This window comes from Streptomyces parvus (genome assembly GCF_014648875.1).
Classification (GTDB): domain Bacteria; phylum Actinomycetota; class Actinomycetes; order Streptomycetales; family Streptomycetaceae; genus Streptomyces; species Streptomyces parvus.
On the sequence record NZ_BMRY01000004.1, the window covers coordinates 199,519 to 222,200 of the forward strand.

A 22,682-nucleotide genomic window follows, 5' to 3' on the forward strand; every position below is an offset into this window, starting at 1 on the left:
GCGGTTCGGCGTGCTCGATGCGCAAGCTCGTCGTCGGCGATCGACGAACGGGACCCGACCCTACCCGCGGCGGCGGGGCCATCGGTCAAGGTACTCGGGCCCGTGGTCTGCGGGCCCAGAAGCGCCTGCGGCAGGCCGCTGAGCATGCGCACACCATTCACGGACAGGTCGGCACCACCGAACGGGACCCGGCTCGGTGGAGTGGCACTGCCGCAACAGGGGCCCGAGGACGCGCTCATCAGGATTCGGGCGGGGCTCACCGGCATCACGCTCGTGCACGGGGCCGGCGTCCTCGTCGGGGCGTCGGACGATCCCGCCGACCTCGGACGGTACGGCACGGACCTCCGGGGCCGGAAGATGGTCACGGCTGAGAGGACGCGATGAGGGCAACCGGTGCTGCGGCTCCGCTCGTCGGACGACAGGCAGAGATCGCTGCCGTGACCGAGGTGCTCGACCGAGCCCGCCGTGGCACCGGTGGCGCCCTGGTGCTCTGGGGTGAGCCGGGCATCGGCAAGACCGCACTTCTCGACCACGTCACGTCGGCGTCTCCCGATTTCGCCCCGCTGGCGGTACAGCCCGCACGGTGCGAGTCCGGGACCCCCTTCGCCGGCCTGGACACGCTGCTCCGGCAGGTCGAGCACCTGATCGCGGCTCTTCCGGTGTCCCAGGCGGCAGCGTTGCGAGGCGTGCTCGCGGGCGAGGCCACCGGAGCGGGCCGGTCGCTCACCGCCGTGGCGGTCCTGTCCCTGGTGTCGGCGCTGGCAGTCGACCGACCGCTCCTGATCGTCGTGGACGACGCACACCGGCTCGACGCGGAGAGCGAGTTCGTGCTCGGATTCGTCGCCCGGCGGGTGGGGACCGATCCGGTGGTGGTCCTGGTCGCCGGCCACGACGCGCCCGCCGGCGGATCGTGGGAGGGGGTCTCTCCGCTCGCGGTGAGTCCTCTCGCTGACGACCACGCCGCCCAACTGGTCGCCGCCGCCCACCCCGGCCTCGACGGCCCCGAGCTCACCCGCGCGGTGAAAGCAGGTGGGGGCAACCCGCTGGCACTGCACGAGCTGCCTGTACCGATCGACGATCCTGCCGCCGGCACGGTGCCCGTGGGGCCCCGGCTGCGTAAGGCCTTCGCCGAGCGCCTGCAGACCATGCCGACCCCGGCACGCGAGTTCGTCGTGCTCATGGCCGCGGCTCGTGCCGACGGTGACCAGCTCACGCTCGTACGGTCAGCACGTTCCCGCGACGCCGAGGAGCCGGTCTGGGAGGAGACGATCCGGTCGGGTCTGCTCGCCGGGACGCCCGACCGGCCTGCGCTACGGCACCCGGTGGTCCGGGCCGCCGTCTACGCGAGCGCCTGCCCGTCTGAACGCAGGAATGCCCACCGGACCCTGGCCGCCGCGCTTCCCCTGGGCAGTCGCGGGCAGGTCTGGCACCGGGCCGCGACCGTTCACGACGTCGACGAGGAGGTCGCCGGGTTGCTCGAGCAGACGGCGCCCTCGGGCGCCGGCGCGGTACCGATCCTGCGGCGGGCCGCCGAGCTGACCGCCGACCCGGCCGATGCGACCCGCAGGCTCGCCCGCGCGGCCGTGGCCGCCTGGCACGGCGGCGACGCCACGATGGCGCGTCGGTTGCTGGCCGATGCCCGGAGCCTGACCGACGAGGTCCTGACCACCCGTGCCAGCCGCGGCCTGCGCGGGGTACTCGAACTCGCCGAGGGGTCTCTGGAACGAGCCCACCGATCGATCAGTCGCGACATCGCCGCGTCCGACGATCCGCGCATGAGAGTGGAGCTCGGCGCCGCTGCCCTGCACGCGGGATGGTCCGCGGCCCGCGACGACCTCGTCGGCGAGACCCTCACTCGTCTCGCGGGGCTGACGACCCCTGGGCTGCCCGACGTCCTCCCGATCGTCCGGACGTGGTGGGGGCCGGCGACGGACCCGGCACAGGCAGCGTCGTCGGCAGAACTCGGTGACGTCATGGCGCGCATCTCCCGGGTGGAGTCGCAGTTGCTCCCCGCGTCGCCGCTCGGACTGGTGTGGGGCCTCGACGAGCCACTCGCCGATGCCGTGCACGCCCTTGTCCGCAGACACCGCCGTCACGCCGATGGCACCTCGCTCGCTGCGGGGCTGGCTCGGATCGCGCGACTCGACATCGCCGCGGGCCGGTGGGCCGCTGCGGAGGACGCCGCGGCCGAGGGGCTCGCGTCGGCCGAGCGGATCGGTGCCGAGCACATCGCTGCGGAGTGCCGGAACTGCCTCGGATGGCTCGCCGCCGCCCGCGGTGACGGCCGTAGCGTCGACCATCTGACCGTTCGGACCCTGCAGCTGGCCGGGCCGCGCCGCGACCGTGCGGTCAGCGCCTCGGCCCACTGGAACCGTGGAATGGCCGCTCTGGCGGCCGGTCGCGCCGATGCCGCACTCGACCTGCTCGCCCGCTTGGACGAGCACGGGCACGAGGCAGCACATCCGATCGTCGCTCTGCTGGCAAGCCTGGACACGATCGAGGCCGCCGTGCACGCGCGGCGGCCGGAGATCGGCCGGCGCCGCGCCGAGGCGCTCGACGCCTGGGTACGGCGCACCGGCGCGCACTGGGCGAGATTCACGGCGCACCTGGCACGCGCACTGCTGGACGAACCCGCCGCCGAAGGGTCCTACCGGGCGGCGCTGGACGTGCCCGGTGCGTCCCGGCGCCCGTTCGATCACGCGCGGGCCCGTCTGCTCTACGGCGAGTGGCTGCGGCGACAGCGGCGGCGCCGAGACGCCCGCCAGCAGCTCGACGCCGCTGCCGAGACGTTCCACGCACTGGGAGCGCGCCCGATGCTCGAGCGGGCCCGGCGTGAGCAGCGTCTGATCATGGCGCCCGCACGCCGTGCCACTGCCGCCGGCACGGGCATGGCCACGCTGACGGCACAGGAACACCGGGTGGCCCAGCTTGCCGCCGACGATCTGACCAACCGGGAGATCGGGGCCCGTCTGCGGATCAGCGACCGCACCGTCGGGCATCACCTGTCCAACGTGTTCGCCAAGCTGGGGCTCTGCTCACGGCGCGACTTGGCGGCCACCGGCATCGCCGGACGGAGATGATTCCGGCTCGGTCGCGACGGCCAGTACCGCAACGGTGCTTGTTCTGCGTGCTGGGCAGTTTTCAGGGACGGTGTCCGCGTCCAGCTGTCGGGCTCGCAGGACGGTCAGGAAGGCGTGGGCGGCATGGCCTCGTTCCTGGCGCTCCATTCGATCAGCGGATGCAGGACACGCATCAGGCCGGCGCCTCGTTCGGTGGGCCGGTACGTGATCTGGACCGGCGTGGTCGGTACCACGAGCCGCTCAAGCAGTCGGTGGCCCTCGAGCTCACGCACACGCTGGGACAGAAGGTGGTTCGAGATTCCGGGGATCCGCGCTCGGTAGTCGACGAATCGGCGCGCGCCCCGCATCGCCGCCAGGAGCACCGCGGCGTTCCACTTTTTGCCCACGATCTCGACCGAGCGCTGAAAACTGCGGCACACGTCGTCGTCGATGTGTTCGTAGCCCGCTTCCGGGCGGCTCCGGCCCGCGGTGGTGGAGGAATCATCGGGCTGTCGAGGACCGGTCATACGGTCACGATACTGGAGCGTGTCACTTTTGATGATCTGGTCATGTCCTGCTTGTCGCCTGTGATCATCGCCGTGCAGCCTTGGTCCATGAACGCACACTCGGCTTGTCACCACGCGCTATGAACTACGGGCACGCGCTGAGGTTCGGGCCGCACCTGCCATCTGACGCCGACTGCGGACCCGGCCCGTTGGTCGAAGTGGCGGGCCTGGCCGAGCAGTGGGGACTGGACTTGCTGGTCGTCCCGGCCGGAACCGCCGGCGACGATCTCGAACCGTCGACTGTGGCGGCCTGGATCGCCGCGGCGACGGTCTCTCTCGGACTGGTGCTGGAGGCACGCCCCGGCACCCTCCATCCGGCGATGCTCGCGCGAGCCGTCGCAGGCCTGGACCGGCTCACCGAAGGCAGGGTCGAACTGGCTTTCCGGGCGGGCCCGTCAGCCGCCGCGTCCGGGACAGCCGATTCGGTCGCGGCACTGGGGGAGGCGATCGCCGTCGTCCGCGAGCTCTGGAATGTCCTCGACCGTGGCCTCGGCCGGTTCACCGGCCGCTTCCACCGTCTCGCGGGAGCTGAGAAGGCCGCGCCCGCGCACGACGTGCCGATCTCCGTGGACGGGCAGGACCAAGACCTGCTCCGGCTGGTCGGACTGCGGGCTGACGAGTGGTCGACGGGGTGCGACGCCGCCACGCTGACGCAGGGCAACCGCGCAGTCGACGAGGCGGCCCGAGGGGCAGGCCGCGATCCCCGCGAGATCCGCAGACGGGTCACGATCCGCGGTGGCTTCGGCAGGCGGACAGGCAGGTTCACCGGGACCGCCGCGGACTGGGTGAACGACCTGCTGCCACTCGTCGTCGAGCACGGGGTGGGCACCATCGTGCTGGACACCGAGGAGCGAGACGTCGCGGCAGGCTTCGCGAGCGAGGTCGCCCCGGCCCTGCGAGCGGCCGTGGACGCGGTGCTTCCGCGCGGATGGTCGGACGCGCGGGTCCGGCGGTCCGCCGTGCGCGCCAGGCGCCGGCCGGGGATCGACTACGAGGGCGTTCCGCCGGAGGTGGCCGAGGTCATCGAGCCCGGTGATCCGGCCTACGCCCGGCTGCGGTCCGGGTACCTGCGCGGCGGTGCGCCCGGCATCATCCTGCGGGCGGCGACGAACGAGCAGGTGATCCAGGCGCTCGCGTTCGCCCGTCGGCATCCCGGCGTGGCCCTGTCTCGGCGAAGCGCCGGACACGGGGTCTCCGGCCGCTCCACCAATGACGGCGGGATCGTCATCGACGTGTCACTGATGAATGCGATCGAGGTGCTCGACAGGTAGACACGCCGGGTGCGCATCGGCCCGGGTGCGCGCTGGGCCGAGGTGACGGCCGCACTGGAGCCCTACGGCTGGGCGTTGAGTTCGGGCGACTACGGGGGCGTCGGGGTGGGCGGTCTCGCCACGGCGGGGGCATCGGGTACCTCGCGCGCGGGCACGGACTGACCATCGACCGCCTGCGGGCCGCGGAGATGGTGCTCGCGGACGGCTCCGTCGTGCGGGCCGACGATACGGAGAACGCCGATCTCTTCTGGGCCGTGCGCGGGGCGGGCGCGAATTTCGGGCCGCACTCGACACGCCAGGTGCCCGAGCCCACCCGCTGCTCCACGCGCGCGCCCAGTTGTCCTGCGGCGAGTGGTTGCGACGGGGCCGCCTGCGGGCCGATGCGCGCGTCCGGATCGGCGCCGCCCTGGAGGCGTTCGACCGGCTCGGTGCCGAGCCGCTGCGCCAACGCGCGCAACGCGAGCAGGACCTCACCGGAGAGCCGGTTCATCGCCCTGGTGTCCGGGACGCAGGGGAAGCTCGGACACCAGGGCGATGAACCGGCTCACCGCCCAGGAACAGCGAGTCGCCCAACTGGCCGCCGAACAGCTGACGAATCGCGAGATCGGCGTGCAGCTGCGGATCAGCCACCGCACCGTGGGCCACCACCTCGGGAACGTGTTCGCCAAGCTCGGCATCAACACCCGAACCGAGCTGAGCCACCTCCACGCCGGTTGCGAGCTGTCGTGAGCGCAGGGAGGCCGCGGCGGAGCGGGCGGGCGACGCCTCCGGCGGAAACGACGGATTGCCCGCCCGATTCGCTCACCGGCCCTGATTTGTAGCGTCGCTGACGTTGTCCCGCGTACCCGCGGCGAAACGCCGTGCGACGCATGACGAGAGGTCACCTCATGCCCACGTCCGAAACCCTGCCCCACGCGCGCCACTACATCGACGGGCAGTGGCAGGACTCCAGCTCCCGCGGCGAGTCCCGCAGCCCCGCGACCAACGGCCTGCTCGGCACCTTCGCCGACGGCGGTGCGCGGGAGGCGAAGGCCGCCGTGGCCGCGGCCCGAAGGGCCTTCGACTCCACCGACTGGTCCCGCGACCGTCACCGGCGTGCGGCAGCGCTGCACGAACTCGCCGACCGGCTCGAGCAGCGCAAGGACGAACTGATCACCCTCCTGGCGCGGGAGAACGGGAAAGTGCTCTCCGAGGCGGCCATCGAAGTCGAAGGCACCATCCCCAAGCTCCGCTACCACGCGGCGCTGGCCCTCACCGACCACGGCAGGGCCGGCGAAGTACGGCCCGGCATGTACTCGATGACCCTGCGCGAAGCCGCGGGCGTCGCCGCGGTGATCGTGCCGTGGAACTCACCGGTCATCCTCTCGGCGCGGTCCTTCGCACCCGCCCTGGCGGCCGGCTGCACCGTGGTCATGAAGATGCCGGCGCAGACCGGCCTGGTCAACGGAGTGCTGAGCGAGATCGTCGCCGACACGCCGAGCCTGGACCCGGGCGTGTTCAACGTCTTCACCGAGAGCGGCAACGCCGGGGCTCCGGAGCTGGTCTCCTCCCCGGACGTCGATGTGCTCAGCTACACCGGCTCCACCGCGGTCGGCCGCGTGATCATGGAACAGGCCGCCCCGACGCTGAAGACGCTCTCCATGGAGCTGGGCGGAAAGACGCCGATGCTCGTCTTCGACGACGCCGACCTGGACGCCGTCGTGCCCGTGCTCACCAAGGCCGTCACCATGTTCGCGGGCCAGTTCTGCATGACGGGCAGCCGGATACTGGTCCAGCGCGGCGTGGCCGACGAACTCCGGCGGCGGCTCGTCGCCGCCCTCGAAGCGGTCCGGGTCGGGCCCGGCGACGACCCTGCCAGCGAGATGGGCCCCATGATCGACGAAGGAAACGCCCGACGGGTCGAACAGACCGTGGCCGCCGCCGCCGACTACGCCACCGTCCTCGTGCGAGGCAAGCGGGATCGGGCGCTCCTCGGCCCGTCCCTGATCGAGGTCGCCGACGTGTCCTCGCCGATCGTGCAGCGCGAAGTGTTCGGGCCGGTCGCCACCTTCGAGGTGTTCGACTCCGAGGTCGACGCCGTGGCGCGTGCCAACGCCACCGAGTTCGGCCTGGCCGCGAGCATCTGGACCCGTGATGTCGACCGCCCCCTGCGCGTCGGCCGCGAACTGCGGGCCGGGACCGTCTGGACCAACACCTGGGCCATGGTCCACGACCAGTTCGAGGAGGGCGGCTTCAAGCAGTCGGGAGTGGGCCGCCTGAACGGCGTCCGCGGGATCGAGGAATTCCAGGAGACCAAGCACCTCGTGCATGTGGCACCGCAGCTCTGACAGCTCTCAACGGCGGAATGAGGATCGATGACCGAGACGGACGACGTCGGCCCGGCCGACGTCACCCTGCTGACCGCGCGCGCTGTGGAACCCGGCTACGAGCAGGACTTCCGGGAGTGGTTCGGGCGGGTGACCGACACCGCCTCAGCGTTTCCCGGACACCTGGGGGACGGGTTGTTCCGGCCTGCCACGGCCGCCGGGCCATGGGTTCTGATCCACCGGTTCCGCGACCAGGAGTCCGCGCGGCACTGGACGATGTCACCTGAGCGGGCCGCACTGTTCGACCACTGCGAGGGCCATCATCAGAGCGAGGTGGCGCGTCGCGAACTCACCGGAATGGAGACCCTGTTCACCACTGCGCACGACACGCCCACGACGGCGCCGCCTCGGTGGAAGATGGCGCTCGCCGCCTTCGCGGCCGTACTCCCGATCTCCCTGATCGGCAACGGTCTTCTGGGGCCGGCGCTCCGTGCTTGGCCGCTCGTGGCGCGGGTGCTGATGCTCGCGCTGCTGTTCAGTACGTTGATGACGTATCTGATGATGCCGGCTGTGACCCTCGTCCTGCGCCGTTGGCTCTATGCCGCCACCTCGACCGCCCGCGAGCGACCGACGCGATGACGCGGCCCCGGGGCGCGCCCCGCTCCTGCCAGGGAACGCCCACTCCCTGGTACTCCTCGGGCGACCAGCCGGTTCCGAGGCCGGTGATGAGACGGCCCCCGCGCACCACGTCGACACCGGTCAGCGACCGGGCGAGCAGCAAGGGGGAGTACTGGGGTGCGACGAGGGTGGATGCGCCCAGCAGCACCCGTTCGGTGAGGCTCGCGGCAACGCTCAGCGTCATGAACGGGTCGAGCACGGTGCGCAGCTGCCACGGAGTCGTGTCCGTGTCCATGGAGGGCTCTTCGCGGTCAGGGTGTAGTCGTGGTCTGCATCCGCCGGCTTCGAGGAGCGACCGGGTGATGTAGTGAGTCAGGTAGTGCGGCCGAGCTCGCGCAACTCGACGAGCCCGGCCGGGACGCCGCCGGCGAGATGGCGAACAGCGCCTCGAGACGCGCGTCTTGGCAGAGTTCTTCGACACGGTGCGAGTCAGCTCTGAGTGATCAAGCCAGGGTTGGCTCGCGGATCGCCATCTCCCCGGGTCCTGCGGCAGTGCCTCTCCCGGGTTCAACGATGGGAGTTCATTCGGTCGAGCGGGACAGATGCTGCCGATGGCCTGTTTCAGCGGCCCGGGTGATCGCCTCGAGTACCCGGTGGCGATCGAGTGCGACCGCGAAATCCGGCGCATCGGCGGTTTTGTCGCGGAGGTCGGCGGCGAACTGGGCGTAGAGGCGGGCGACCCCCGCTGCGGGTGCGTCGAGTTGCAGGTCGGGAGCCGCATAGGCGGGGGGGACCTCCAGCACCTGGACAGGCTCGCTGCCGCGGCACAGCGTGATGGTGAGATCGGTGAAATGGATGTAGCCCGACGCCGACTCCACACGCACACTGCCCTCGGTGCCCTGGATCTCCCATACCATCGCCGAGCCGGCAGACCGCCCGGCACTGTAGTGCAGCGAAGTGACGATCCCGCCTTCGAGAACGCCGGCGACGACGATCTCATCCGGCGTGTCCTTCGGCAGCGACGCGCCATTGGAGAGGCGGACGCCGTCACCGCGCTGATTGGCGACGACGGCGGACAGACTCTCGAACGTGCCGAGCACGCGCGCAAGCGGTTCGAGCCCGTGGCCGAGCATGATGCTCAGAAGCGTGGCGCCGTTCTCTGCGTGAGCCATGTACTCGACCGGCGGGTCAAATCGGCCGACCCACATGTCGTCGGCCAGATGCGCTCGGATGCTCGTGCTGAGCGGCTTGCCGATCACGCCTTGCGCGACGAGGTCGCGAAGGAAGAGGACAGGCGGGTGCAGGCCGCCCTGCAACCCGACAACCGTCCGCAGCCGCCGCTCGCGGGCAAACCCCTCCAGCGCTTCGGCCTCCGACAGGTTTCTTGCGAGTGGCCATTCGCAATAGACCATTTTTCCCGCGGCCAGCGCGTCGGAAACAATCTGCTGGTGATCCGGCACCTTGACCGCAACCACCACCAGGTCGACCTCCGGTCGCACGACCAGAGCCTCATGTGTGTCGAAGGCGAGATCGGCGCCCAGCCGACGAGCGGTCGCGTTCGCGCTTTCCATACGGGTCGTACTGACGGCGCGGATCTGGAACGCGTCGAGCGCCCGCAGTGCCGGGACGTGAGCAATTCCGCCCCAGCCCCGATCGGCACTGGCCCCGACAAGACCGACGCCGATCCGGGTATGTGTTGAATTCGTCATGAGGATGCTCCTGCCGTGTGCAGTCCCGGCAACGCTCTCCGGGCTCCGTCACCATGATTCGTTTCCGGACACATGCGTGGGCACTCGGGCTCACCATGGCGAGCGAGCAATTATTGCCGTTCGCCATGGTGAGCCCGAGTGACCCGAGCGCAGGTTCTACACGTGAGCCCAGTGGGCCTCGAGTTCGCGCGCGACATCGGCCGCACGCTCGATCATCGGCCAGTGCGAGCTGCGCAGCTTGAAGACGGCACGTGCGCGTGTGGCATTACCGAGCTCGTCGGCGAAGCGGTGAGGAAGGAACGGATCGTCCAGGCCCCAGATCACCAGCGCTGGTGCGGTCACCTTACTCAAACCTGGCTTCCACTCCGCCCCGACCTCGATCGCCGAACGGTAAAGGGCGAGAATGCTTGCCCTCATAGTGGCATCGATATGCCGGACCGCTTCGTCCGCCGCGTCGCGCGGCATCTGCGCCTCGTTGAGACTTGCTGCGAACTCCTCGAGGTCGAGGTCCGCCATCCATTGCTCGCCCTCGCCCGGCGTTTGCCAGATCTTGGCAAGATAGTGCCACGGATACTCCGGATCGATCGGTCCGCTGATGCCTGTCCATGTCCGGACCAGATCCGGCCGGACAGACGCGAGACGGCCCGTGAGCAGAGACCCCCAATCATGACCGACCAGGTCGACGGGTTCGCCGATTTCTTCGATCTTCTCGATAAGCCAATCGAGATACTCTTCTTTCGTCGACGTGAATCCTGCCGGCAGGGGTACGCCGAACCCGGGGAGATCGATCGTCACAATATCTTCGCGTTGAAGATGGGAACGGACGGTGTCCCAGAGTCGGTGGGTATCAGGTACACCATGGACGAGGACTGCAGGCATTTCGGATTCTCCAGTTGTTTGTTGTCGCGGTTGAATGGCCGGTCGGCCGGGTCAGGGAAGGAGGATGACTTTGCCGTGGGTGTGGCCCGTGGCGACGAGGCGATGAGCGTCCGCGGCCTCGTCGAGCGGGAAGCTCCGGCCGATGCGTGCGGTCCATGCGTCGGCGGCGATCAGATTCAGGGCTTCCTGGACAGGGCGGCGGTCGCGGTTCCCGCTGCCCCCGGGGCTGAATACGACGCCGTGTAGTGCGGCATCGCGGTCGGCGAGCGTCACGATCCGGTCGGGGCCGCCGAGAAGTTCGACGAGGGCGGGAAGGAGCCCCTTGCCGGCGGTGTCGAGCGCCGCGTCGACCCCGCCCGGAGTGGCAGCACGGATGCGATCGACCAGGCCCGGACCGTGGGCGACAGGGGTTGCTCCGAGACTCCTGACGAAGTCGGCGTTGTCGGTCCCGGCGACGCCGATCACCGTCACACCGCGCTGTCGCGCGAGCTGCACGGCGGCGCCGCCCAGAGCACCGCTCGCGCCGGTGACCACGAGCGTCTCACTCGGGCGAATGTTCAGAAGCCCGAGAGCCCTCGCCGCGTTGTCGGCGCCGATGACAGTAGCCGCGGCCGCCTCGAAGGAAACGCCGTCGGGGATCATCGCGAAGTTGCTGCTGACCGTGTACTCGGCGTAGGAGCCCTGGGTGGCGGAGTCCGGCCAGCCGGCGACGCGATCGCCGACCACGCCCTCGTCGACGCCCGGGCCGACCGCCTCGACGACGCCGGCGAACTCGAATCCGATGATGGCGGGAGCACGCAGGTGGAACGCTCCGGCGCGTGCCTGGATCTCCGCCGGGTTCACCCCCGCGGCGTGAACCCGTACCAGTACTTGACCCGGACCCGGCACCGGTCGCGGAGCCTCCGCAACCCGCAGCACGGAGGGTTCGCCGAACGAGGTGATGACGACGGCTTTCATGATGATCCTTCTCGTGTGCAAGGGGCATTTGCTCGCACCGTTCGGAACGGTGTCAGGTCAGGAAGACCGGAGGATTCTCGCCCCGCAGGCGGTAGTCGGGCCGGGGCCGTTCGAGGCGGATCGATTCCAGCACGGTGTACGCGTGGTACTTGGTCTGGCTGGTGGCTCCTGCCAGCCGTTCCCACCAGAGCCGGCCGTCGCTCGTCTCCTTCTCGAGGACGTGGCGGGTGGTGTAGTTCGCCATGGAGCTGATCCAGTTCTCGGTACCGACGAAGATCCTGTCCCAGCCGGTGCCGGTCACGATGTCGGCGAGCGCATCCGAGCGGCTGAACCGCTCGACCGCCGCGGTCGCCCCCTCGAGCACGTCGCTGAAGTACTCCACGCACAGCTTCACCTGCTCGTAGGTGCCGTAATGCATGTGGTGCCCGCCGACGAAGTAGTCGAAGTCGTATTCGAGGATCTGGGACTGAGCCTCGTACCAGCCGGTGATGTTCTGCGAGGCGTCGCAGTGCATGAACGTGACGCTTCCGGGACTGACGATGTCGACGGCCGTGAGCACCTTCTGCTCGGGTGCGTAGATGAAGATGTTGCCGGGGCAGTGGTTCTCTCCCTTGTAGGAGAGGTGCAGGCTCACGCCGCCCACTTCGAGGACGAGTTCGTCGTCGAACGTCCTCGTCGGCAGGGGGCGCTTCGGGTCGGGGAAGCGCTCCAGGAGTTCTTTGGTGATGCGGTGGGCGACGATCTCGACGTCGGGACCGAACACGGAGGCCGCGCCGATGTGATCGGCGTGCCAGTGGGTGTAGATGACGTGGGTCACGGGTCGGTCGGTGACGTCCTCGATCGCCGCCAGCATGTTCTCGCCCAGCGTCGGGGGTGCGTCGATCGCGACCACGCCCTCCTCGGTCACCACGAACGCGGCGTCGTAGCCGGCACTGGTTACCCAGTAGAAGCCGCCGCGCAGTTCTTCCACGTGGTAGCCGTACTTCTGGAAGTGCTCGCTCCGGAAGTACGGGGGGTAATAGCCCGCGGGGTCCAACGGGTCGTCCGCCCCCGCGCGGGGGAAGCCATAGTGGTCGATCCCGTAGAAGCTCGGGGTTTCTTCGACGCTGATGGGTATCTGACTGCTCTGGCACACCTGCGGGACGCCTTTCTGTGTTCTTGGGAAGCTGTCGAACGGGTGGTCTATCCCGGTGACGTGAATCGAAGGACCGCCTTGGTGACGCGGCCTGAGCCCGCATCCTCGAACGCGGTATTGATATCGGCGAAGTCGTAGAAGGACAGCAGTCGGTCGATGGGGAACCGGCCCGCTCGATAGAGCTGGGCAAGGTCGTTGATCAGGAGCGACGAGACGGCGTCGCCCTGGATGATGCCCTGAAGCGACTGGCCGAGCGTGAGCCGGCCGGCGTCGAGCAGGGCGCCCGCTCCTTCGTGGAACGCCACGAAGCCGAATCGGCCCATCGGCGCCAGGGCACCGACCCCGGCGTCGAGGTTCTCCGCGCGGCCGCTCGTGTCGAGGACGTACTCCAGACCGCGATCGTCGACGGCGCGGAGCGCGCCGGCCAGATCCTCGACCCGGCCGGGGTCGACGAGGTGTGTCGCTCCGAGATCGCGGGCCAGATCGAGGCGGCCGGCGTCGACGTCGACGGCAATGATGGTGGTGGCACCCGCGACATGGGCCGCCATGACCGCCGCCAGGCCCACTGCTCCCACGCCGAAGACCGCGAAGGACGCTCCCGCCGGCACGGCGAGGGCCTTGAGTACGGCCCCCGCGCCCGTCTGCAGCCCGCACCCCAGCGGAGCCATGACGTCCAGGGGCAGATCGCGGGGGACCTTGATCGTGTTCCGTTGGTGCGTCAGGGCGTGGGTGGCGAACGAGGACTGGCCGAAGAAGTGACCGTGCGGCTCAGCACCGTGGGCGACGTGCAGACCGTTCGAGCCGTCCAGGCGGGCACCTGCGAAGTTGGCCGCCCAGACGTTGTCGCAGTAGGCCGCGTGCGAGGACATGCACGGCTTGCAGCGGCCGCACGAGTGGTAGGAGAGGACGACGTGGTCACCGGGCTCGACGGTGGTGACAGCGGCGCCCACGCGCTCGACGACTCCTCCTCCCTCGTGCCCCAGCACCACCGGCAGCGGCGTCGCCATGCGCTGTGCCCGCACGTGAGCGTCGGTCGCGCATATTCCGGTCGCGACCATGCGAACGAGTACCTCGTCGGGCCGCGGGTCCTCGATCTCGATGTCGCGGAATTCGAAGGGCCCGTCCTGCGCTTCGAGAACAGCGGCGCGCGCGGAGGTGGTCATACGCCGTGAGCCTGCCGCGAAGCGCCGCGAGGGCCATGGGGACGAGGGACTGACAGCATCAACGACTCCCTGATCGGGGGGCTGGAACCCTTCACTGGGCCCGAACCTATGTCGGCCGCCCGTACTCGCGGATCGGTCGCCGTATCCGTCACGGCAGTCGTGCACGGTGCCGCGAGGCGCGGTGGCGTCAGTGCCGGACGCCGGTCCGGGCGGCTTGTTCGACTCGGGCGATGAGACGGCTGTTGTGGACGGCGTGCTGGAATCCCGGGGTGTGGTGGGTGCCGTTCGTGATGTCGCGGGCCAGGCCGGCGTAGACCTCACCGACGTTGATGGAAGCGCCCGTCCAGATATCGGCGGCGGTGGGTCCCGCGCCGGTGGCGACCGGTCGGTCGGGCGCGGTGAAGTCGACGCTCGACGAGAGGGTGAGGTCGCCGACCTGAACGCCCGCGGGGTGGTCGCCCGTCAGCTTCAGCCAGCCCTCCGATCCGCGTACGTCCAGACTGAAGTGGGCGTCGGGGGCGGGCACGCCCGCCAGGATCTGCACCCCGACCGGCGCCCCCGAGGAGGTCTTGGCGATGGCGTCGAGGTGATCCGGGACCTCGCGGACGGATATCGCGCCGGTGTCGACCAACTTCACCTGGGGCCAGAGCAGTTCGGTGCGGGCGTCGATCTCGGTGATGTCGCCGAGAACGGCCTCGACCACATCCAGGACGTGGCCCGCGGCGATGGTGAGGAATCCGGCTCCGGACGCTGCCTTGTCGAAGTACTCGTACGCGCTCACCGACTCCGGTCCGTTGCCGAAGGTCGTCGCGGCGACTCGCGCCGAGAGCAGCCGCCCGAGCCGGCCCTCAGCGATGATCTCCGCCGCGCGGCGTACCGAGGGGTTGAGCCGGCCCTGCAGGCCGATCGCGGTGTGCAGCGAGCCGGCCGCGTCAGCCATCTCCTCCGTCTGCGCGACGGTCGCGCCCAGCGGCGACTCCGCGTACACGGCCTTGTTCGCTGCGAGGGCCGCCAGGACGAGATCGCGGTGAGCCGGGACCTTCACCGCGACGGTGACGAGGTCGATCGAAGGGTCATCGATGAGCGCGTAGGGGTCCGCGAACCAACGCTCGGCGCCGAACGCCTCGGCAGCGCCGCGCGCGCTCTCCTCGTGCCGCGTCGCCACACCGGCCAGGTGGAAGTCGGGCTGTGCCGCCAGCGCGGGTATGTGCGAGGCGCCCGCCCAACTCGCCTTCGTGTCCGCGCCGATGATGCCGACCCGAATGAGATTCCTTGACATGATGTGGTGTTCCGTTTCTTCCGTTGAAGCAGGACGTGGTGTGGTGCGGGGGGCGAATCGGCGCGTTCGCGCTTCTCTCACTGGTCGACGGCGGCCATGTCGGGCTCGGCATGGCGTTCGCCGGACGCCGGTGTGAGGTTGTTCAGGCGGGCGATCTGGCCCGGGGTGAGTCGGATGCCGTCGGCGGCGCTGTTCTCCTCGAGGCGGTCGATGCGTTTCGTCCCCGGAATGGGCGCGATGCCGTCTCCTTGCGCGAGCAGCCAGGCCAGAGCGACCTGCGCGGGCGTGGCCCCGACCTCGTCGGCGACCTCGCGCACCTGGTCGACGATGCGCAGGTTGCGCGTGAGGTTGTCGCCGGTGAACCGGGGATTGGAGCGACGCCAGTCGGCGGCGTCCAGGCCGTCGAGGGTGCGGATGTCACCGGTGAGAAAGCCGTGTCCCAGCGGTGCATAGGGGACCAGTCCGATGCCGAGCTCACGCAGCGTGGGCAGCACCTCGGCCTCCGGGTCCCGCGTCCACAGCGAGTACTCGCTCTGGACAGCGGCCACGGGGTGGACCGCATGGGCCCGGCGGACGGTCGTCGCTGCCGCCTCCGACAGTCCGATGTGGAGGACCTTGCCCGCCTCCACCAGGTCCCTCAGCGCCCCCACCGTCTCCTCGATGGGAGTGTTGGGGTCGACCCGGTGCTGGTAGTAGAGGTCGATGCGGTCGGTTCCGAGCCGCCGCAGTGAGCCGTCGACAGCCGTGTGAATGCTGGCGGGGGTGCTGTCCGGGCCCGGCCGGCCGGTGTGGGAGACGAGGCCGAACTTGGTGGCGAGGACGACTTCGTCCCGGCGACCCTTGATCGCGCGACCCAGCAGTTCCTCGTTGACGTAGGGGCCGTACACCTCGGCGGTGTCCAGATGGGTGACACCGAGGTCGACGGCGCGACGGATGGTGCGGATCGACTCGGCTCCGTCCCGGCCGGCGCCGGTGTAGTACGCCGACATCCCCATGACACCCAGGCCGATGCGCGGGACATCGAGCCTGCCGAGCGATGTGGACTGCATTTGTTGTCCATTCCGTGTGGGGCGGGCCTCAGCGCCGCAGAGCGAACTTGACGCGTCAAGTTCTACCCCCTTCGAACTTGACGCGTCAATAAGTGGGTCTAGGATGTCCTCATGGCGAGTGCGGCAGATGACACGAACGGCCGGCACCGTCGGCGTCCACGGAACGGGCCGACATCCGAGGCGACGGCTCGTGCCGACGAGGGCTCCGGCTCGGGGGCGTCCACCGGTCCGGTTGCCGAGACGCGATGGCTGAACGGCGACGAGCTGGCGGCGTGGCTGGCCAACTCCGCGATCATGATCAGCCTGCCGGCCGCGCTGGATGCGCGCATGCAGCGCGAGGCTCAGCTGACCTTCTTCGAGTACATGGTGCTCTCGGTCCTCTCCGAGCAGCCGGACCGCACCATGCAGATGAGCGCCCTGGCCGCGCGAACGGCTGCGTCACTGTCGAGGCTGTCCCATGTCGTCGGTCGGCTCGAGAAGCGCGAACTGCTCGCACGGAAGCGGATCCCCGGTTCCGGAAGGCGCACCACCGCGACGCTGACCGAGGCCGGTTACGAGGTAGTGGCGGCGGCGGCGCCGGGGCACGTCGCCGCAGTCCGCGAGTACCTGATCGATGATCTCGGTCCTCAGGAGCTGGCGGCACTGCGCCGCATCGGTGCGGCGGTGGACGCGGCCATCAAGCGCGGGCAGTCCGACGCGAGCTCTGCGGCTTCGCCTCCGGGGGGCGGCGCGGTGGACGGCCGGTCACCCGCTATTCATCCGGCTTCACAGCCTTCGGCCGACACCTTGATCGTGACTCCCCGCGGGCCCGCCGGCCAAGAGCCCGGCCAGCCCTGACCGGCGGGCGTGAGTGGGGTCCGCGCAGCTTGCGGGCCGTGCTGGGCTGCACCGCAGCACGCGACCTTCACCGTCCGTGACGACCATCGACTTCACGGCGTTCTGCTTGCTCCTGCCGGAGATGAACTCGCGTACCCACAGCGGGTGTGAGCCGGAATGCGAGGGCGCCTCGGCAAGGGGGTGCCGCCATCGCCGCCCGAACGCGTCGGCATCGACTTTCCCCGAGTCGCAGGTGTCTGCCGTGGTCGTCGCCAACTGCTGGCGCAGGACATCGAGAAAGCCATGCGAGGTGGCCCTGGCGTTTTTCGGTGAGCGTGGCCTGGAAGCGCCCGGCCCGGGCCGCGAAATAGCCCCTTCCGTGGCGTGCGGTGCTGCTCCTTCGCGGAGGTGAGGGCTGCGGTTCTCGTTCGGTCTGAAGCGCTCGGTTGCGCACGCGGCGTGCGTCATGATGGAGCGCGTAGCGCACACCATGCCCGTAACGACGTGACCCGTATGCCGGATTTGCGTGTCGCGCGCTGTGGAGCTGCACGTATTTCCGCATGCTTTCGTGTCCACATGTTTCGCGATGACGCATCATGTGGAGTGCGTGGCGATTCTGGAGCCTGCTGACAAGGGCCGCTGACCTGCGACTTCGTTGTTCGGGTGGGTCGTTCGACCTGTTTGCCTCTATGCGGCGGGTGAAACGCACGACTCGGCCCTACGTCATGGGAGCGCGGACGGGTCGCGACGGAAGGGGAGTTCACCTTCTCCTGCACCGTCCGCAAAACCGGTGCGCGGGAGGGAACCGAAGCGGTGCACGGGCCGCGACGGCCGCCGGATCGTCGAACCGGGCGATCTGGAACTGCGGTTGAGCGCGTCGTGCGACGACCCGCGGCTCACCGCCCGGGTCACGCTGACCGGGCCGGTGCGGACGGTCGATCACACCCGTCGGCTGCACATGAGCATCACGACGGAGCTCCTCACGGACGCGCCGTGGGCAGGACCGCACCGACGGGGAGGGCCCGCGGTGGCACACGCTCCCCGTCGTTGCGGGTCAGCCGAGGACGAGAGGCAGGGCGGTCAGGCCGCGGGTGAGGCGGGTCCGGCGCCAGGACAGGGATTCCGCGGAGACGGCCAGGCCGGTGTCCGGGAAGCGGGTCACCAGGGCGCGGAGGGCGATCTCGGCCTCGGCCCGGGCCAGCGGAGCGCCGAGGCAGCGGTGGATGCCGTGGCCGAAGGAGAGGTGGCCGGCGGCGTCGCGGTCCAGGTCGAGACGGTACGGGTCGGGGAACACGGCCGGGTCGCGGTTGGCCGCCCCGGTGGCGATGAGCACCGGGAAGCCCGCCGGGATGTCGACCCCGCCGACGCTCAGCTCCTCCGTGCTGTGCCGGAAAGTGGCCACGCTCACCGGCGAGTCGTAGCGGAGCAGTTCGTCGAGCGCACCGGGGGTCAGGTCCGGGTCCCGGCGCAGCCGGTCGAACGCCTCGGGGTGCCGGAGCAGGGCCAGGACGGCGTTGCCGATGAACTGGGTGGTGGTCTCGTGCCCGGCGACCAGAAGGAGGGCGGCCAGGGAGACGGTCTCGTCCCGGTCGAGACCGCCCTCGTCGCAGTCGCCCAGGAGCGAGTGGAGCGGGCCGTCGCCAGGGGTGGCGCGGGCCGTGTCGACGAGGTGGGTCAGATAGTCGCCGATACGGTGCGACGCGGCGTCGACGCGGGCGGTGTCGGCCGCGTCGAAGAGTTCGTGGGACCAGCCGGCGAGCGCGGTGCGGTCTGGTTCCGGCACCCCCAGCAGCTCACAGATGACGGTGACCGGCAGGGGGACCGCCAGTTCGGCCACCAGGTCGACCCGCGTACCCGGTCGCCACTCCGCCATGATGTCGTCGACGACACGGGTGATGAACGGGCGCAGTTCCCGGACGCGGCCGGTGGTGAACAGTGGCGTCGCCACCCGCCGGTGGCGGGTGTGCACGGGCGGGTCGCTGGCCAGCATGGTGCGGGAGATCGCCGGGTGCAGGTCGCGGTCGGAGGGCCGGTCGGCGAAGAAGCGGGCGGTGTCCTTGGACAGACGGGGGTCGGTGAACGCCTCGCGGGCCTCGGCGTGGCCGGTGATCAGATATCCCTGGTGTCCCCCGGAGCCGGTGGGGACGCGCTGGACCGGGCAGCGTTCGCGCAGCCGGTCGTAGGTGGGGTAGGGGTCGGCGAAGAAGCGCGGGTCGCGCAGCGGGTCCTGTCGAGGGGTGCTCACGAGGCCGCTCCCACGTGCGCGGGTGCCGGGCGCCGCGCGTAGGCCTCCGCCACGAGCAGCAGCCACGCGGTCTCCGCGGGGAGGTCGCCCTTGCGGGAGCGGGTGCCGGCGGCGGGCGGGGCCTCGTCGCCGTCGAGGGGGAGCCCGGCGCGCTTGGCGACGACGGCCGCGGCGATGACCGCCGCCTCCACCTCGGCCTCCCCCTCGGGGGTTTCGGCGGCGCCCCGGCGGGCCGTCTCGGCCGCCGCGGCGTCCCGTACCGACGCTTGACGGTACGGGCGCAGGGCCAGCACGCAGTCGTTGATCTCGATGACCCGGCGATGGAGGTGGAAGTCGAGGTCGTGGGCGTCCACTTCGGTGTCGCCCGGGTCGAGCACGACCTCGGGGACCGCCGAGGTGACCTCCCGCCACAGCGGTTCCAGTGCGGTGAACGACGCCCGTTCCCAGCGGCGGCGGCGCAGTTGGCTGAGCGGCCACAGCAGTGCGGGAAGGGTGAGCCCGACGGTGATGAGGAGGACGGAGACGGCGGGCGCGGTCACGCTGAACGCGCAGCGGAAGGGGGTCAGCGGCGTGGAGCACCGGGCGTGGTCGGGAACGAGCCCCAGACCGAGGCCGATGGAGACCAGGGCGAACAGCTTGTACGCGGCGTAGACGAGGGCGAAGCCACAGCCGACGGACGTCGTGCGCAGGCCCCAGCGCTGGCTGCGCCGGGTCGACCGATGGGAGTGGGCCCAGGTCTGCAGCAGGAAGTCCTTGGCCGTGTACGCCAGGCAGGAGATGTAGATCAGCACGTAGCACGCGTACAACACCGGGTTCCGGCCCGTGAGTTGCTCGGCGACGAAGAAGACGGTCATGCCGGCGACGGAGACCGCGAGGGCGATGACGCGCAGCCGGATCTGCCGATGGGCCCGCTCGCGGTCCAGATTGAGCTGGAAGAGGAAGGCGAGGACGGAGGTTGCCGCCGTCAGGGTGAAGGTGTTGCTGAGCAGCCGGGCGACGTGCGGGACCACCGATTCGACCGCGCGCTCCACGGCGGGCGCGTACGAGGCGAAGGCGAGCGCGAACGAGGTCAGCAGCGCCGCCATCGCCCAGGTGCCCGTGGGGCGGTGCCCGCCGCGGCCTCGTACCCAGTAGACGGCGAAGCACAGCAGGACGACGGCCGTCCCCGTGAAGAGCATGTTGATCATTTCCGGTGGCGCTTCTTCCTGTGTGGCTCGGCGAACAGGGCGTCCCAGCTCTCGGCGCCGCTGGCGGGACGGCTCGACGGGGCTTCGCGTCCCCGGTACATGAGCTGGCGGATCACGCTGGCCATCACCTCGGCCTCGCGCTCGTCCTCGCTCGTGTAGCTGGTCCGGCCGGACATGCGCCGCACGAGGGCGGGGTCGAAACCGATCGCGCGCAGCGTGTCCTGGTCCAGTTCCAGGCTGCCGGCGTGGTCGCAGATGATGTGGCTGATCTCGTGGGCGAGGATGTGGTTCTGATGGAGGGGAGAGGTGGCCTCCTCGTAGAACAGCAGGTCCGCGTCCGGGGTCTCCAGGCGGATGCCGCACGGGGCGTCCAGGGCGCCCAGAGTGCTCAGGGGCCGCAGGACGATGGGGCGTCCGCGTTGTCCGGCCACGGCGTCGCGGAGGTCGCGGGTGCTGAAGCGGTGCGGGAGCCCGAGCGCCTCGACACGCGCCTCGCACGCGGCACGAAGCTGCTCGAAGTCCATGTCCTCACTCTGGTGACGCCGGTCGGGGTGGTCGGCCGGGGCGGATCACCCCCTGAAGCCCGTGAGAGCGCACCCATGTTGACATGTTCGAGACGCCACCCGGCGGGCGGGGTGCGCGGTTCAGTCGTCCAGGTTGAGGTCGTGGGCGCTGTCGTCGGTGGTGAGTCCTTCGAGCTTCCGGGCCTGTTCGATCACGGTCGACAGCATCTTCAGGCTGTCGACGCTCAGGCCGTTTGCGCGCAGGGCCACCTTGCGGACGTCCTGGTCACGCATGGCGGCGAGAAGACCGATCTCCGCCTTCGTGCGTTCGGCCGCCGCGCTGTCGACGAAGTAGCCCGCCGGTACGCCGAAGAAGTCGGCCAGGGCCTTGATGGTGTGCCGCGTCGGGTTCCGCTTGGCACCGGTGCGCAGTTGCTGGATGGCGCTCGCCGTCACCCCGCGCCCCTCCGACGGGGTCGCCCTGCGGATTCCCTCGGCGACCTCCGCGTAGGTGTACGGCCCCCGGGACGGAGGGTGCACCTCGCGGAAGAGGTGGTCCAGGAGTTGGGCGAAGGTGGGTGACCGGTCATCCTCCACGTACACGACCTCCTTGGCGTGATGCCGAGCTTTCGCCCACCACAGTGTTTCTCGAAGCCCCTTGGGCCGGTCCCGGCGACACTTTGGTTGACGCCGGGCAGTCACTCTGGTGTACGTTACCAATGCTTCGTCACCACTGAAGTGTCGAGGGGGTGGGTGGCGGCACCGGTCGGGCCGGGACAGAGCTTCACGGGGGTGAGCTCAGCCGGCAGCCCGGACCGCCGCGCCCCGCCGCCGTGACGGCGGGGCCCACCGGCCTCACAGCCGCTTCGCGCTCCGCAGGGTCTTGGCGTAGTAGCCGTTGCCGTCCAGGCGGGAGACTCCGCCGACGTCGCCGATGGTCGGGCCGTTGATCTCCTCGCGGCTGGAGACGAAGATCAGGTGGCCCTCGGTGTCGTAGCCGAGCACGATGCCGACGTGGTCGAGCCGCTCCTTGGTGCGGGCGTCCAGCTTGAAGAAGACCAGGTCGCCCGGCTGGAGCTGGTCGATGGCGGAGGGCCGGTCGCCGGGGCCCACGCCGGTCAGCGGGAGCACGTCGGCGCCCTCGTCGGAGCGGGCCATGCCGTTGGCGGTGCGCGGCAGTCCGTCGCCGGAGACGTCCGAGGACATCAGCGGGTACCGGGTGCGGTAGCCGAGCACCATCCGGATGAACCCCGAGCAGTCCAGGGACTTGGCCCGCATGGACTCGGGAGTTCCGGTCTGCCCGTCGCGGAAGGGGTAGGGCAGGCCGAGGTAGTCGTAGAAGTCGGACTGCTCCAGGCGCAGGTCGCCGCCCTCGGCGCCGGTGGTGTTCAGCGGGCCGAAGTTGGCGTCACCCGCGTAGGCGACGCCCTGCTCGTCCTTCTTCTGCGGGGCGCCGGCCACGTACTGGAAGGCGACGGCGAAGAGGTCGTCCTCCTTGCTGTCCGCGTACTCGGCGTGCCAGTCGGTGAACCACTTCTCCTTCTCGGCGCCCTTCTTCCAGGGCTCGGGCATCAGACGCACCCAGTCCGTGGTGGACACCTTGGAGGAGGTGGAGGCCGGTTCGGTGAAGGTGCGGGCCGGGCCGGTGAGGGTGGCCAGGCGCGCGCCGTCGGTGAACACCGCCTTGATCTGTCCGTCGGAGCCGCGCAGCACCGAGCGCGCCGGGTTCTCCAGCCGGGACCACGTGGCCTCGGCCTTGTCGTCGGCGGAGCCGGAGCTCTTGCCGCCGTCGAGGACGCCGACGTTGCGGACCTCGGTCACCCCGGGCGCCTCCTGCTTGCGCAGTTCCAGGGTGAGGTAGCCGGAGGTCGCGACGAGCGTCAGCACCACCAGTCCCGAGACGACGGGCCGTGACTTCTTCTTCCCTGCCATCGGTTACT

19 protein-coding genes and 2 pseudogenes are annotated in these 22,682 nt (G+C 70.2%); 7 read left to right on the forward strand and 14 right to left on the reverse strand.

Going from position 1 to position 22,682, the window contains the following annotated elements:
• Positions 1–437 precede the first annotated feature (437 nt).
• On the forward strand, positions 438–3,080 hold the full coding sequence (locus IE140_RS14485) for an AAA family ATPase (RefSeq protein ID WP_229826789.1): 2,643 nt from the start codon (positions 438–440) through the stop codon (positions 3,078–3,080).
• 104 nt (positions 3,081–3,184) lie between these two features.
• On the opposite strand, the gene IE140_RS14490 is transcribed toward IE140_RS14485, so the two are convergent.
• Positions 3,185–3,586 carry a winged helix-turn-helix transcriptional regulator gene (locus tag IE140_RS14490; RefSeq protein ID WP_150193034.1) on the reverse strand — a complete coding sequence of 134 codons (402 nt, stop codon included), beginning with the start codon at positions 3,584–3,586 and terminating at the stop codon, positions 3,185–3,187.
• Positions 3,587–3,705: 119 nt separating this feature from the next.
• Here IE140_RS14490 and IE140_RS35995 point away from each other — a divergent pair.
• From IE140_RS35995 to IE140_RS14505, 4 genes and pseudogenes are all read left to right on the forward strand, one after another.
• Positions 3,706–5,058 (forward strand): annotated as a pseudogene (locus IE140_RS35995) (LLM class flavin-dependent oxidoreductase).
• 372 nt (positions 5,059–5,430) lie between these two features.
• Positions 5,431–5,625 carry a helix-turn-helix domain-containing protein gene (locus tag IE140_RS36005; protein WP_229826792.1) on the forward strand — a complete coding sequence of 65 codons (195 nt, stop codon included), beginning with the start codon at positions 5,431–5,433 and terminating at the stop codon, positions 5,623–5,625.
• 158 nt (positions 5,626–5,783) lie between these two features.
• Positions 5,784–7,223: an aldehyde dehydrogenase family protein gene (locus IE140_RS14500; RefSeq protein WP_150193035.1), complete on the forward strand. Its 1,440-nt coding sequence runs from the start codon at positions 5,784–5,786 to the stop codon at positions 7,221–7,223.
• A gap of 27 nt (positions 7,224–7,250) precedes the next feature.
• Entirely contained in the window at positions 7,251–7,841 is a 591-nt protein-coding gene (locus tag IE140_RS14505) for an antibiotic biosynthesis monooxygenase (RefSeq protein ID WP_150193036.1), read from the forward strand.
• Here the strand turns inward: IE140_RS14505 and IE140_RS36515 are convergent.
• From IE140_RS36515 to IE140_RS14545, 8 genes are all read right to left on the reverse strand, one after another.
• Positions 7,738–8,508 carry an LLM class flavin-dependent oxidoreductase gene (locus tag IE140_RS36515; protein WP_308438383.1) on the reverse strand — a complete coding sequence of 257 codons (771 nt, stop codon included), beginning with the start codon at positions 8,506–8,508 and terminating at the stop codon, positions 7,738–7,740. The two genes, IE140_RS14505 and IE140_RS36515, sit on opposite strands and share 104 nt — an antisense overlap.
• Complete coding sequence (locus tag IE140_RS14515) at positions 8,402–9,529, reverse strand: Gfo/Idh/MocA family protein (protein WP_150193038.1); 1,128 nt, start codon at positions 9,527–9,529, stop codon at positions 8,402–8,404. The genes IE140_RS36515 and IE140_RS14515 overlap by 107 nt, the downstream gene beginning before the upstream one ends.
• 156 nt (positions 9,530–9,685) lie before the next feature.
• On the reverse strand, positions 9,686–10,408 hold the full coding sequence (locus IE140_RS14520; RefSeq protein WP_059302981.1) for an alpha/beta fold hydrolase: 723 nt from the start codon (positions 10,406–10,408) through the stop codon (positions 9,686–9,688).
• A gap of 51 nt (positions 10,409–10,459) precedes the next feature.
• Positions 10,460–11,365, reverse strand: a complete 906-nt coding sequence (locus tag IE140_RS14525; protein ID WP_150193039.1) for an NADP-dependent oxidoreductase — start codon at positions 11,363–11,365, stop codon at positions 10,460–10,462.
• 52 nt (positions 11,366–11,417) lie between these two features.
• Complete coding sequence (locus IE140_RS14530) at positions 11,418–12,500, reverse strand: MBL fold metallo-hydrolase (RefSeq protein WP_189460419.1); 1,083 nt, start codon at positions 12,498–12,500, stop codon at positions 11,418–11,420.
• Between the two features lie 47 nt (positions 12,501–12,547).
• Positions 12,548–13,663, reverse strand: a complete 1,116-nt coding sequence (locus tag IE140_RS14535; RefSeq protein WP_150193040.1) for an NAD(P)-dependent alcohol dehydrogenase — start codon at positions 13,661–13,663, stop codon at positions 12,548–12,550.
• A gap of 187 nt (positions 13,664–13,850) precedes the next feature.
• The gene (locus IE140_RS14540; RefSeq protein WP_150193041.1) at positions 13,851–14,942 is read right to left on the reverse strand and encodes a Gfo/Idh/MocA family protein; all 1,092 of its coding nucleotides are present in this window, start codon (positions 14,940–14,942) and stop codon (positions 13,851–13,853) included.
• A gap of 77 nt (positions 14,943–15,019) precedes the next feature.
• The gene (locus IE140_RS14545) at positions 15,020–15,991 is read right to left on the reverse strand and encodes an aldo/keto reductase (protein ID WP_150193042.1); all 972 of its coding nucleotides are present in this window, start codon (positions 15,989–15,991) and stop codon (positions 15,020–15,022) included.
• A 111-nt stretch (positions 15,992–16,102) separates the two neighbouring features.
• On the opposite strand from IE140_RS14545, the gene IE140_RS14550 reads away from it, so the two are divergent.
• Complete coding sequence (locus IE140_RS14550) at positions 16,103–16,828, forward strand: MarR family winged helix-turn-helix transcriptional regulator (protein ID WP_150193043.1); 726 nt, start codon at positions 16,103–16,105, stop codon at positions 16,826–16,828.
• Between the two features lie 708 nt (positions 16,829–17,536).
• A pseudogene (locus IE140_RS36015) lies at positions 17,537–17,801 on the forward strand (glycosyl hydrolase); the annotation flags it as partial.
• Positions 17,802–17,861: 60 nt separating this feature from the next.
• Here the strand turns inward: IE140_RS36015 and IE140_RS14555 are convergent.
• From IE140_RS14555 to IE140_RS14575, 5 genes are all read right to left on the reverse strand, one after another.
• Positions 17,862–19,052, reverse strand: a complete 1,191-nt coding sequence (locus IE140_RS14555) for a cytochrome P450 family protein (protein ID WP_167533414.1) — start codon at positions 19,050–19,052, stop codon at positions 17,862–17,864.
• On the reverse strand, positions 19,049–20,239 hold the full coding sequence (locus IE140_RS14560; protein ID WP_150193045.1) for an MAB_1171c family putative transporter: 1,191 nt from the start codon (positions 20,237–20,239) through the stop codon (positions 19,049–19,051). The genes IE140_RS14555 and IE140_RS14560 overlap by 4 nt, the downstream gene beginning before the upstream one ends.
• On the reverse strand, positions 20,236–20,763 hold the full coding sequence (locus IE140_RS14565; protein ID WP_032768743.1) for a M48 family metalloprotease: 528 nt from the start codon (positions 20,761–20,763) through the stop codon (positions 20,236–20,238). The genes IE140_RS14560 and IE140_RS14565 overlap by 4 nt, the downstream gene beginning before the upstream one ends.
• Positions 20,764–20,883: 120 nt before the next feature.
• On the reverse strand, positions 20,884–21,339 hold the full coding sequence (locus IE140_RS14570; protein ID WP_032768771.1) for a helix-turn-helix domain-containing protein: 456 nt from the start codon (positions 21,337–21,339) through the stop codon (positions 20,884–20,886).
• Between the two features lie 258 nt (positions 21,340–21,597).
• Positions 21,598–22,674, reverse strand: a complete 1,077-nt coding sequence (locus tag IE140_RS14575) for a C40 family peptidase (protein ID WP_093444093.1) — start codon at positions 22,672–22,674, stop codon at positions 21,598–21,600.
• Positions 22,675–22,682 lie beyond the last annotated feature (8 nt).

Bases quoted from the DNA above. Each gene is read 5' to 3' on its own strand.
- IE140_RS14490 (WP_150193034.1), bottom strand. From the start codon at position 3,586: ATGACCGGTCCTCGACAGCCCGATGATTCCTCCACCACCGCGGGCCGG.
- IE140_RS36005 (WP_229826792.1), top strand. From the start codon at position 5,431: ATGAACCGGCTCACCGCCCAGGAACAGCGAGTCGCCCAACTGGCCGCC.
- IE140_RS14500 (WP_150193035.1), top strand. From the start codon at position 5,784: ATGCCCACGTCCGAAACCCTGCCCCACGCGCGCCACTACATCGACGGG.
- IE140_RS14505 (WP_150193036.1), top strand. From the start codon at position 7,251: ATGACCGAGACGGACGACGTCGGCCCGGCCGACGTCACCCTGCTGACC.
- IE140_RS36515 (WP_308438383.1), bottom strand. From the start codon at position 8,508: ATGCGCCGGATTTCGCGGTCGCACTCGATCGCCACCGGGTACTCGAGG.
- IE140_RS14515 (WP_150193038.1), bottom strand. From the start codon at position 9,529: ATGACGAATTCAACACATACCCGGATCGGCGTCGGTCTTGTCGGGGCC.
- IE140_RS14520 (WP_059302981.1), bottom strand. From the start codon at position 10,408: ATGCCTGCAGTCCTCGTCCATGGTGTACCTGATACCCACCGACTCTGG.
- IE140_RS14525 (WP_150193039.1), bottom strand. From the start codon at position 11,365: ATGAAAGCCGTCGTCATCACCTCGTTCGGCGAACCCTCCGTGCTGCGG.
- IE140_RS14535 (WP_150193040.1), bottom strand. From the start codon at position 13,663: ATGACCACCTCCGCGCGCGCCGCTGTTCTCGAAGCGCAGGACGGGCCC.
- IE140_RS14540 (WP_150193041.1), bottom strand. From the start codon at position 14,942: ATGTCAAGGAATCTCATTCGGGTCGGCATCATCGGCGCGGACACGAAG.
- IE140_RS14545 (WP_150193042.1), bottom strand. From the start codon at position 15,991: ATGCAGTCCACATCGCTCGGCAGGCTCGATGTCCCGCGCATCGGCCTG.
- IE140_RS14550 (WP_150193043.1), top strand. From the start codon at position 16,103: ATGGCGAGTGCGGCAGATGACACGAACGGCCGGCACCGTCGGCGTCCA.
- IE140_RS14560 (WP_150193045.1), bottom strand. From the start codon at position 20,239: ATGATCAACATGCTCTTCACGGGGACGGCCGTCGTCCTGCTGTGCTTC.
- IE140_RS14565 (WP_032768743.1), bottom strand. From the start codon at position 20,763: ATGGACTTCGAGCAGCTTCGTGCCGCGTGCGAGGCGCGTGTCGAGGCG.
- IE140_RS14575 (WP_093444093.1), bottom strand. From the start codon at position 22,674: ATGGCAGGGAAGAAGAAGTCACGGCCCGTCGTCTCGGGACTGGTGGTG.